At 26.6% G+C, this 12,637-nt stretch carries 4 protein-coding genes and 1 pseudogene; 4 read left to right on the forward strand and 1 reads right to left on the reverse strand.

All coding sequences use genetic code 11. The features are described from left to right. Window positions 1-278, reverse strand: a 278-nt coding sequence (locus KQI38_RS00585) for a DUF188 domain-containing protein (RefSeq protein ID WP_216554263.1), incomplete at its 3' end; no start/stop codon positions are given. Window positions 279-1,842: 1,564 nt separating this feature from the next. Here KQI38_RS00585 and dptF point away from each other — a divergent pair. The 4 genes and pseudogenes from dptF to KQI38_RS00605 all read left to right on the forward strand — a co-directional run bounded on the left by dptF (window position 1,843) and on the right by KQI38_RS00605 (window position 12,475). Continuing rightward, entirely contained in the window at window positions 1,843-4,182 is a 2,340-nt protein-coding gene (gene dptF, locus KQI38_RS00590) for a DNA phosphorothioation-dependent restriction protein DptF (protein WP_216554266.1), read from the forward strand. Window positions 4,183-4,184: 2 nt separating this feature from the next. Further along, window positions 4,185-5,570 carry a DNA phosphorothioation-dependent restriction protein DptG gene (dptG, locus tag KQI38_RS00595; protein ID WP_216554268.1) on the forward strand — a complete coding sequence of 462 codons (1,386 nt, stop codon included), beginning with the start codon at window positions 4,185-4,187 and terminating at the stop codon, window positions 5,568-5,570. Further along, the gene (gene dptH / locus KQI38_RS00600; protein WP_216554270.1) at window positions 5,551-10,764 is read left to right on the forward strand and encodes a DNA phosphorothioation-dependent restriction protein DptH; all 5,214 of its coding nucleotides are present in this window, start codon (window positions 5,551-5,553) and stop codon (window positions 10,762-10,764) included. The genes dptG and dptH overlap by 20 nt, the downstream gene beginning before the upstream one ends. A gap of 251 nt (window positions 10,765-11,015) precedes the next feature. Next, a pseudogene (locus tag KQI38_RS00605) lies at window positions 11,016-12,475 on the forward strand (IS1182 family transposase). Window positions 12,476-12,637: the final 162 nt, after the last annotated feature.

A 12,637-nucleotide genomic window follows, 5' to 3' on the forward strand; every position in this document is an offset into this window, starting at 1 on the left:
ATAAAGCCATTTTGATTTATACAGATAGCTTTTTTAGATAAACACATGGCAGCTAATCCATAATCCTGGGTGATAACTATATCACCTTTTTCTATTCTATTTATTATATAAAAATCAGCGCTATCACGTGAAATATCTACAGAAACAACAGTTACGTAAAGGTCGGCAATTTCATGGGCATAGTTTTTTACAACTATTATTTCTAATTTATACTCTTTAGCAACTCCTACTGCTATATCAACTACGGGACATCCATCTGCATCAACATATATTTTCATATTCTCACCTTTTTAGTTAAGTGCTTAAGAACAAATATTGAATTATTTAATGCTACATACTTAAAAGAATACGTATATTGAGTTCTAAAAAACCATAGTATTTACTCTAAAGGAGCTGATAGAAATTTTCGCTCTAGGCTCAATAGCAATTAAATGTTCTATTTTTTGAATTTCTATATTTATAACTAAATCTATTAATGATACCTGTATCTTTTTACACTTTAACAAATATAGCAAAATTCATAAAAAGTAAAACTACTAAAACTAGAACAATAAATATCTTAAGTTTCTTTTCCATAATATCATCTCAATTAAGATTATACTACTAAATGTAAGAATATAACTGAAGGCATTGGGAAATTTTGGATATTATAGTATAATGAAGATATTAAAAAAAATGAGGTAAAGATTAAACGGTTATTGTTAATATGAAGTTATAATTAATATTTGTTTAGTAGAGAGAGGAGGAATTATGGAAAAGTTATTACAAAAGAAATGTGAGTATTTATAAATAGCGAATAGCATAATGCATCAGATAGTGCAACGTCAGAAACTAAAAAATATAGTTAACGGGAAATTTTGTCAGATATTACTAGTTCTTCAGGACGAGATATAAATGATTCAGTAGATGATTATGAAGAAGTTTTTAAAATATATAAATTGATTACTGAGAAGAAAGAGAAGAAATATTAAATAAGATTGCATATATTATTGATATCAGTACCCAAAATTTAGATATTATTAAGAGTCAATCTGTTTCAATATATTAGCTAAAGAGAGATTTCTAAAGTTAATGGAACATTCTATAATAATATGACATCATCAATACCTAGAAGTAATAAAAGAAAAAATATAGTATTAAATTGTATAGAACGAAAAATATCGTAAAAGTGTACTATTAAAAAATAAATTAAGTATGATAAAGCAAATATGAAAGAAAAATGATTTGAGAACTTAAGAGAATAGATTAAGAAAACCAAATTAAAATATAATTTGCTGTGGAATCAGATAGTAGAGTACTGGGGTTATTTCTAAAGATAGTAATTATGATGTGAGATTCGTGTATATACATCTGAGAGTATAATATTTATTAATTGATGAGAAGAAGTAACGAATGTTCTGATATTAAATGATTTATTTATAAATATTTTAAAAGAAATATGTAAGTACATTTGGAGTTATTATGAAATCTGGATGAAGAATCTAATTATTACATACATATATGCAAATTAAGTAAATGTAGGAAAATGATAATTATAAAGTAAAGCAAATAGTTTAATTCTTATACTGAGAAGAGTCTATAATGTCAGTAATACTCTTTAACCTTTTTAAATTTACTTATTCAAAATATCCTTTTTATACGAATAAAATATGATTTTAAAGCTTTATTGTTAATTTATCCAAAGCGTTAATGGAAGAAAAGATAACTTATAGGTATAATTATAATATAATACACAAATAAGTCTGAAATGATATTGAAAAATAAGTTATTACTTTTAAAATTTAAAAAACTAAAAAAGTTCATACTAAAGTAAGTTAAAGATATAAGAAGGGAGATTTATAATTGGAAATAGATGTTTTGGATTATTTAAAAAAAGATTATAAATATCTATATAATAATATAAGAGAATTAGATGAAACATTATTTACATCTCCACATAGTGCGATTATTAAGGGAAGAACTTTTGCTGAAAATCTACTTCAAGAAGTATCTAAGTTAGAAGGATATGGTTCATTAAATATGATGACACAAGCGGAAAGATTAAGAAAATTAGAAGTAGAAGGAGTACTGGAAGGGGAGATAAATAATCTATTTCATTCAGTTAGAATAATTGGCAACAAAGCGGCTCATGAAAATATTGAAGGAGAATTAGAAGCAGCATTAAATATACATAAGAATATTTATAATATTATTTGTTGGTTTGTTGAAACTTATATTGATTATAATTTCGAATCTTCACCATATAAGAGCTCGATACTAATAGAAGATAAAGCCTTGAATATAAATAAAGAAACTATAACTGATTTAGTGAAGACAATAGTAAAAGAGCAAGTAATTAATGAAAACAATGGACAAACAGTTGCTAATATGAGCATGGATAAAAAATGGGTGTCAGCTTCTGTAAGTGAAAATACTTTTGATAATGAGGAATGGAACATAAAATGTTTAGTTCAAGAATTGTCTAAACTGAAAGAATCATCAAAGGAAGCTGTTGAAGGACTAGGAGAGTTTACTGATTTTAAAATATATATGCACATTGAAAGAGATGCTCAAAAAGACTTACAAGAATTAATAGTTAAAGCAAATGAATCTAAAAGAGCTCAACTAATTTTAGTTTGTGGTAGTGTAGGTGATGGTAAATCTCATATTATATCTTATTTCAAGCATAAATATACAGATATTATGAATAATTTTACTCTTCATAATGATGCTACTGAAAGTCTGGAACCAAACAAAACATCAATGGATACTTTAAATGAGGTTTTAGATGATTTTAGTGATGAAAAGATTAAAGAAAGTAATAAAAAGTTTATATTGGCAATTAATCTTGGAACATTAAATAATTTCATAGATTCTCAATACGGAGAGAGATTTTCTATTTTAAGGGATTATGTTCGTGATAAAAAGATTTTAGATACTAATATTGAGGATAATAGGTTTGATGAAAACAATTTATTCCAATTTGTAAATTTTAGTGATTATCATATATTTACATTAAAGGATGGGAAGGTTTGCTCAAACTATATAAAATCTTTAATAACTAAGGTTACAGATCCATCAGAATTTAATATTTTCTATAATTCATATAAAAAGAATTGTATTGAATGTAGCAATTGTAATCGTTGTCCTATAAAAGCTAATTATGAATTATTAACTAATGAAATAGTGCAAGAATCAATAGTAGATTTATTGGTACAATGCGTTATTAAAAATAAGATAATAATCTCAACAAGAGCATTAATAAATTTTATTTATGAGCTAATAATTCCAAGGCTATATATCGATGTTAATTCACCAATATTTAAGAATGATATTTCTAAGCTTAATAACTTAGATTATATAAAATCACTTATGCCTAATATGATTTTTAACCAAAAGGAACTATCGTTTATATTTGAAGCATTAAATAGTTTAGATCCCCTAGACATTAGGAATCAAAAGATAGATGATTTTATAATAGAATTCAACAATTCTATAGATGTCTTATCTTATTTTAAGGAATATATTGATTTCCCAAAAGGTTATATTGATAAGATCAATAATATTAATTTCGAAGAGACTGAAGATGGAAAAATAAGATATGAATTGTTAAAGTTATTTATTAGAAGCTATTATATTTGCGGAAAGGGAAATGCATTTTCTTTAAATGATGATATTTATCAAAGCTATATGGAGAGTTTATATTATTGGAATATAGGAGACAAGCTTAGGCTTAAAGGTTTATATGATAATGTGAAAAATGGAATTTTAAGATGGAATGGTGAATCAGATAAAGATCAAATTAATATTTTTATGGGTAAGAAGCAGATTAAATATAAAATAAGTGAAGATATAGAGTTAAAGGTAGATACAAGTAATTTGCCTGAAAATGAAGAGGTAGAACTTAAAAAATTTGCTACAATATTAAGCTTACAATACAAAAGTGAAAAGCTAGAGAAAGCTTATGAGGTAAATATAGACTTTAACTTATATCGACTATTAATACAGGTTAATAATGGATATAGACCTAATAAAAAAGATAAGAATAATTTTATTAATTTTATTGAATTTATTAATAAACTTGAAGAAACAGGATCACAAAATCAAAAACTTATATTTACTGAGAAGAATAGAGAATATAATAACAAATATAAGTTAGAATATGATGCAGAATTTGAATACTATAGATTTGTGGAGATATAGATATGAATGAGAAAAAAGAATATAAAATAGACTTTAGTAAAATTGAAACTACATTTAAATTCAAAGATAGAAGTTTAACTCATAGTCAAGGTAACCAGTTTAAATTATTGCCTTATGCTGCTAATGAAAAAACATTAGTTTTAAAGTTTGATGGTGTTGTAGGAGCATTTTCTAGAATTATAAGCAGCAAAGAGTTGAAAGGTAAATTTGATTTCACAGAATTTATTGAGAATGTAGTAGAGCAGATAGGAGAATTTGAAGGGGAAAACAGCAAAGAAGTGTTTATAGATATTATTAAATCTATGTTTATAGACAATGAAACTTTGGTTGATTTTGATATTAAAACTATGAACTATATAACATCTACAAATACAGATAAAAAGATGGCTGAATTCTTATATTCAGTACTTTGTAATGAAGAATTAAGTTTTTTAGTTTTAAAACATTATAATAAAGATATAGAGAATGTATTATATAAGTTAGTTTTAAATGCATTACCGGAGTTAGTAGAAGCGGAATATTTAATTGATAACTATAAATGTTATTTACCTTTTGTGAGAGAGTTATTTATTAAGGATTTTAAATTTCTTATGAAAGAAGAGGAGTTATATAAGAATTCCTTGAAAAGATTTCTTGAATATTATTATATGTTTTATGTATCTCAATTATCTATAAAATTAAATAAGTTTGAAAAGGCAGATTTAAACAAGCCAGAAACTATTTATTATACATTAAATTGGGAAGGTACATCTAAGAATAGAACAGCTTATAAGTTTGGGTGGGAGTTACTAAAAAAGAATGTAGATTCTTTATTTTCTCATGCTATTACATTAGAATTTTTAAACCATCATGGACTAGATGAACAATTAGGATATGTAGAATTGTTTAACTTATTTAATGAATCAAATGAAATTGATGTATTAAATCAAATTGAAAAAATTTATCAGGAATATACAATGCGCATAAATGATAAAGACTGGATAGAATTTAAGGAAAAAGATAGAGATAGTGGAAATCTAGCATTTAACAAGGTATATAAATTATTTGAAGCTATAGAACATCAATTTGAAAAGTCTACTAGAACTAGGGCTAATGAAGCCTATAAAAATTGGTATGTAAAATTTGTATATAATAATTTTGGGAAAAAGAGAGGGCCATTAGGATATAATTTAAATTTAAATGAAGAAGATATAATTTTAATGACTAAGATATGTATTAATAATAAGAAGAAATTAAAGTTAAATATATTATTTGATGAATTTGAAAAAAGAGGTATGTTCTTTGATAGAGAATCAAAGATCAAGATCATACAATTCTATGAAAAACTAAATTTATTAGAAAAGAAATCAGATAGTGGGGATGCTCAATATGTTAGATCAGTTTTATAGTTATTTATCAAAAAAAGTAATAGAATTCTTTAATTCTAAGCCTTTAACTTCAGGGGCTAAGTATAATATTCAATTTGAAAGAGAAGAACAAGTAAAGGCTTTATACGATGAATTAAAAAACAATACTTTATATAAAGAATATGAATATAAGGATAATACTGGAGAAGTTAAATATAAATCATATCTTCTGAATTTTTCTGGAGTAAAGTTAATAATATCAGCAACTATTAATGACATTCAGCCAGACTTTCTTACTAGACTTAGAAATTTGGTCGGAGTAGAACCTGGATATGAGGATAAGGCAATACTTTTTATCCATAATACTAATCTTGATAGTATCATAGGTGGTACAGAGTCATTTAGTAAGGAAGGAATGCCTTTTCATATAAACTCTATTAAAGAGGATATAAAGACAAAGTTGTTAATTTCAGAATTTACTGAGGTTGATAAAGCTATCATTAGTTTAGATCTAGAAAGAAAGCAAAAGGACCTATTTGGAGACAATATTTCAATTTTTGAATATAGAGATTTATTAGAAATAATTAATGGAACTTGTATTGAGAAAGATCAATATAAAAACTTTGGACTATTCTATGATAGTGAGTTAAAAAGTTTTAAAGGAAAAAAGTTAAAAGACAGAATAGAGAATAATGCAATTTATTATAGTAGAGTTGATGATATTCATAACTATGGAAATCCAGAAATTCAATTGGAGAGATATTTTGATGAAAAAGGGATTGAAAAGTTAAAAGGTGAGGGTTGGAAAGATGTTGATTACAAAGATGTAAATAGATCTATAGAAGAAAAGAAAAAAGTAAAACTTTTAGAATATATTTCATGTAATCAAGAATGGGATAGAGAAGAGGGTGCATCTAAAGCTAAGTCAAGAATTAGAAATATTATAGTTTTTAATGAAAATCGTGATGATTCTATAAATATAGAATTTAAATTTGATGATTATTTAAAAAGTGAATTTCTAAAAACTGAAGGTGAGATAAAAGTAGAGACATCAGGTAAAAAGATAAAGGCAACTATATATAAATCAGAAGTAGATGTTGATTTTTATAAAATAGTATATAAAGATGATAAGAATGTAAAGTTTGAATTTAAAATTGTTATACTTGAATGTGATAAAAGATACTTAGATAGTATAAAGACAAAATATTCAATTGTCATGAATAAGAAAAGCAAATATATTTCTATAAATACAGATGACTCTAATATAGTATTTAATCAGTATGCTCAAAATTCCAAAAAATATGAACTAGAGTATAACAATGATTTAATTCAGTTAAATGAAGATGAAAAGTTAATAATGGAAATTAGTGATAACTTTGACTATGAAAGTGATAGTGAACTTATTAGATTTAATTTAAAAGCAAATCACTGTACAATTCCTATAGGAATCATTGGAACAAGTGAAAAAGTTACTGTAATTGAAGGAATGAAAGTATGGAAGTTAAAAAGAGAAACAGAATGTGACTTCATAAGAATTGGAGATAATAAACTTCAGCATGGAACAAAGGAGTATTTTACTAGAGATGAGTTTAGAAGAAACTTACAATTAGAAAAACAGATAATAGATAGTAATCAAATGTATTTTATTGAGTCTAGCAATGGATTAGAAGGTATAAATTTAGAATTAGGTCCGGAACTAGAAACAAGCTATAATGAAATAATAAAATACTTTGTTATGTCAAAAAAGTTGCCAAGCTTATCATACATAAATAATGAACTTAAAACCTTATATGAAAATTTTATAAAACAATATATAGAAACATTAGAAGAAATAGAAGAAGGATCATATCTTGTAAAGGAACAAAAAGATTTATTTAAAATTGGAGTTATAAGGAGAGAAATAGAAGACAGAGAAATAATTCTTACTTCACTTCACCCTTTAAACATTGCATATCAGCTTTATATAGATGAATTAATAGGTAATGAAAGTATGGAAGATGATATTATTAAAAAATTCACTTCAACTTATTTGTTGCCTTATATATTAGATGATAATGGTAGACTTTATATTCCAATGGAACAACATCATTCACCAGGATGGAAGTATTATGTAGATGAGAGTCTTCCCAGATATAAGAGTTCAAGGGATTTTGTATCTAAATTAGTTTATGAAAAGATAGAAGAGTTTGTTAGTCATTTTAAATACTTGTTTAATATGGGAAATAATGCACCTATAAGGATAAACTTAATAAATACAGGTGATAGTAAAGAGATTCTCCAGGGAATATTTAAATATTATATTAAACAATTAAAATTAAGTAAGACCGGAGAAGTGCTACCTATTGACGTATTTATATATTCAAATAAGAATATCACTAATGCTTTTGAAGAGGTAGCATTTAACGATGATATTAATAATTTAAAAGAAACTTATAGGTTGGATTTAAATTTAGATAATATGTCTGAGGAAGATGTGTTAAATCTGTATAGAAGTAAAGTACATTTTTATTCCAAAAAAATTGAGGAGGGAATAGAATACTCTCATATTACATTTTTAGAAATGAACAATGATGCTAAAGTTATAACTTCGATTATGGATGATATTACATCAGGGGTAATGCTAAATGGAATAATTTCAGGAGTTCCCTCGGTATTTCTTGGAGATTCCTATAGAACTGGATTTGGCACAAAATATGCAAATATAAATAATAATTTGATGAAAATAGCAATGAGTCTTAATGCCCTAAACGCAGCAATTGGAGGGGAACCATATAATAGAAAACAATGTAAAGCAATATCAATATCCAATGAAAATAAAAATAGACTAGATAATATTTATGAAGCTAGCCATTGGGTAACATTTATAGATCCTAAAGTAGACTTAAATTTCTTTAAAAATGACCCAAATGCAAAAGATTTGTTGATTATACATTATAGTGATCAATATACAACTGCTGGAGGATATGATGCAATAACCGTTACAAGAAAATCAGGTCCTTATCAAAGAGTTATAGAAGAGTTTTTAACTCAAAATGGGATTGAAGATTCACATGATTATTCACCAAATATAATTAATATGTTTAATGCTATTAATGGGGATTGGCTACTAAGATTATTGTCCAGTAAATCATATTTTCCTAAGGAAAAAATAAGTATATTATCAGCTATTAAGTTGGCACTTGCTGAATTTAAAAAGGATAACATTATATGGGTGCCAATATCTTTAGAAGAAATATTAAGAGTATCTGGAGGGGCAGGACTTAAGAAAAGTGAAGGGCTTTTTTCAGCTAAAAACTTAGGGTTCCAAAATAATGGAGCAACTAGTGATGATATTCTTTTGATAGGAGTAGAAATTATTGGAGAAAAGGTAGCTATTCATTTTTATCCCATAGAAGTTAAAATAGGAGAAAACTCCTCTTCATATATAGAGAAAGGTATACAGCAAGTAAAGTCAACTAAAAAAATATTTAATGAAACCCTACTTCCAAATGAAAGAGGAGTTATTAGTAATACCCAAAAGATATATCATAACTTCTTAATGCAGTTAGTAATAACTAGTGCAGAAAAGCTTGAACTTTATGATATATGCAAAGAAGAAGGATGGAAGCATATAATTGACTCTGATTTAAGAAGAAAATTACTTAATGAAGAGTATGAGATAAGCAATTATATGGAAGATTTAATTGGAGAAGGAGCTGTTATATCATTTAAAAAGGGAGTTAAATATAATGATATTAGACAAGAAGATGGTGTAATGATTATTGAGATGTCTGAAGAAAATGGTATTAATTTTATAACTAAAAGTGTTCAAGAAATTAGAGAATTAGTAAGTGGTGTTTGTACAGAAGAAATAGATATAAATTATAATAATCTAGCTACGGATAAAGAAATAAAAAAAGCTAATGATAATGACAATTCAAATATTAAAGAAGATATAAAGAAATTTGAATTAGAGGAATTAGTAGATTCATCTAAGACTATTAAAACAATAGGAGAAATAAAGCACAAACAACAAATATTAAGCGACTTAAATATTTGTAATAAATTTATTACTGAAAGTTCAGAAGAGTATGAGCAAAAAAATATGGAGGTTTTATTTGGAGTAAATGAAAGGAATAATAGAGAAGTTTATTGGTACCCCAATGATACAAATAAATTGTTGCATACAAATACTGGAATAATAGGAACAATGGGAACTGGAAAAACTCAGTTTACTAAGTCGATGATAACTCAAATTCATAGGGAATCTAAGTATAATGTAGATGGAAAAGGTATTGGAATATTGATCTTTGACTATAAAGGCGATTATAATAAGTCAAAACAAGACTTTATAGATGCTACAAATGCAAAGGTATTTGAATTATATCATTTACCTTTTAATCCGCTATCAATTGCTAAAACAGTTAATTCAAAACCAATGCTTCCATTGCATACAGCTAATGGATTGAAAGAAACCTTAGCAAAAGCCTTTGGGCTTGGAATAAAACAAGAGACATTATTAAGAGATTTGATAATGGATGCTTATGAAAAGAGCGGTATAATTAAAAATCAATCTGATACATGGAATATTCCTGCACCTACACTTAAGAATGTATATGATATATATGTTAGTAAAGAAGATTTAAAGGAAGATAGTCTATATGCAGCATTTAGCAATTTGATTGATTTTGAAATATTTGAACCAGATCCATTTAAAACTAAAAGTCTTTTTGAGTTAATAGATGGAGTAACAGTAATAGATTTATCAGGATATGATTCAGGTATACAAAATTTGGTTGTGGCAATAACCCTAGACTTATTTTATACACAAATGCAAGCCCATGGTCATAGTAAAATAGATGGTAGTTTAAGACAGTTGAATAAATTTATACTAGTTGATGAAGCTGATAATTTTTTAAGTAAGAACTTTGAGTCATTAAAGAAAATATTAAAAGAAGGAAGAGAATTCGGAGTAGGAACAATACTTTCAACTCAACTACTTAGTCATTTTTCTACTGTAGAAAATGATTATGCAAACTATATTCTAACCTGGGTGATTCATAAGGTTGATGACATTACAAATAAGGATGTTAAGTATATATTTAATACTCAAACTAAACAAGAGGATGAAAGTTTGATTAATAGAATAAAGAGTCTTAATAAGCATTATAGCATGGTAAAGATGGGACATAGTGATAGGCCTATCTATATGAAGGATAGGGCATTTTGGGAACTAGTCAAGGAGAGCTATATTTAATTATAGTATAAAGTATAATATTATTTATTTAACTGTATTTGATTCCTAAAAACCAAATTTCAATAAATATAAACTATTTACTGTTAAGTAGATGGCAATAATTAACAAAAGCTCCCCATTCACAAGAGACCACTGAAAAAGTCCTAGATAAAAATAATCTGAAGCATACTTTTACAACGATAGTTGTAGGAGTTATGCTTTTTTTGTTGTAAAATATAAATATAAACTAATATCTATTGAAGGTGATTCTAATGTTAAAAGAACAAATCGAAATGGTTTTGAGTCCATATATTGAAATATATAACCTAATTATTCCTAAAGATAATATACTTAGGCAGATAAACGAAATGATTGATTTTGCATTCATTTATGATGAACTTACAACGAAATACTGTCCTGATAACGGAAGGGGAGCTATTGATCCTCTAAGGATGTTTAAATATCTTCTTTTAAATGTGATTTATGATTTATCAGATGTTGATGTTGTAGAACGTTCTAGATACGATATGTCATTTAAATACTTTCTTGGTATGGCACCAGAAGATGAAGTTATAAATCCGAGTTCTTTAACAAAATTTAGAAAGTTAAGATTAAAAGACATTAATCTTCTAGATTTACTCATTGGGAAAACTGTAGAAATAGCATTAGAAAAAGGAATAATCAAAAATAATGCAATCATTGTAGATTCAACCCATACAAAGGCAAGATATATCCAGAAAAAACCTAAAGAGATTTTACTTGAACAATCTAAAAAGTTAAGAAAATCAGTTTATGAGATAGATGAATTAATGAAAAAAGAATTCCCGGCTAAAGTTAATAATGGCATTTTAGAGGATGAGATTGATTACTGTGAAAAACTAATAACTGTAATTGAAAAAAATGAAGTAATATCTCAGCACCCTAAAATTAGAGAGAAAAAGAATCTATTAAAAGAACTAGTGGAAGATGATTTATAGAGGCTTGAATCCACTAAGGATAAAGATGCAAAAGTAGGACATAAAACCGTCGATACATCATTTTTGGGGTATAAGACTCACTTAGCTATCACAGAAGAAAGAATAATAACTGCTGCTATTATAACATCTGGAGAAAAACATGACGGTAAACAGCTTCAAACTTTAGTAGAAAAATCTCGGGGAAATGGTCTAGAAATTAATGAAGTTATAGGAGATGTTGCGTACTCAGAAAAGGATAATTTAAAATATGCTAAGAAAGAGAAACTAAGCTTAATTTCAAAGTTAAATCCCACAGTAACTCATGGCAATAGAAAAAATGAAGATAAATTTGAATATAACAAAGATGCTGGAATGTATGTGTGCCCTGCTGGTCATATGAGTATCAAAAAGGTGAGTACTCGCCCTAAGAACCGTGCTAAAGATGGTGAAGGAACAGTAGAAAGTTATTTTTTTGATGTTGAGAAATGTAAACATTGTTCCCAAAGATAGGGCTGCTATAAAGAAGGTGCTAAAACAAAATCATATTCAGTATCTATTAAATCAGCTACACATCAAGAACAAATAGATTTTCAAGAAACAGAGTATTTTAAAGAAAGATCAAAAGAGCGATATAAAATTGAGGCAAAAATTGCGAATTAAAACATAGACATGGATATGATGTTGCATCATCTTCAGGTCTAATTGGCATGGAAATGCATGGGGTACTAACAATTTTCGCAGTAAATTTGAAAAGAATAATTGCATTAAATAAGTAGTTTAAGGCAAAATCAATATATTGTATTAATAAAGAACTAGTGACTTTTGATGTGACCCCAATAAGTTAGACTTTGTAGCGTAGTAGTTTTGTGAACTGCTACGCTATTTTTTATGCAGCCGAAAGGCTAAGTCTGTATTCTACAGGACTCATCCATCCAAGC

This window comes from Tissierella carlieri, assembly GCF_018917285.1.
In the GTDB taxonomy this organism is placed as follows: Bacteria; Bacillota; Clostridia; order Tissierellales; family Tissierellaceae; genus Tissierella; species Tissierella carlieri.

Excerpts from the sequence above, each read along its gene's own strand:
- dptG (WP_216554268.1), top strand. The coding sequence starts at position 4,185 with ATGAATGAGAAAAAAGAATATAAAATAGACTTTAGTAAAATTGAAACT.
- dptH (WP_216554270.1), top strand. The coding sequence starts at position 5,551 with ATGTTAGATCAGTTTTATAGTTATTTATCAAAAAAAGTAATAGAATTC.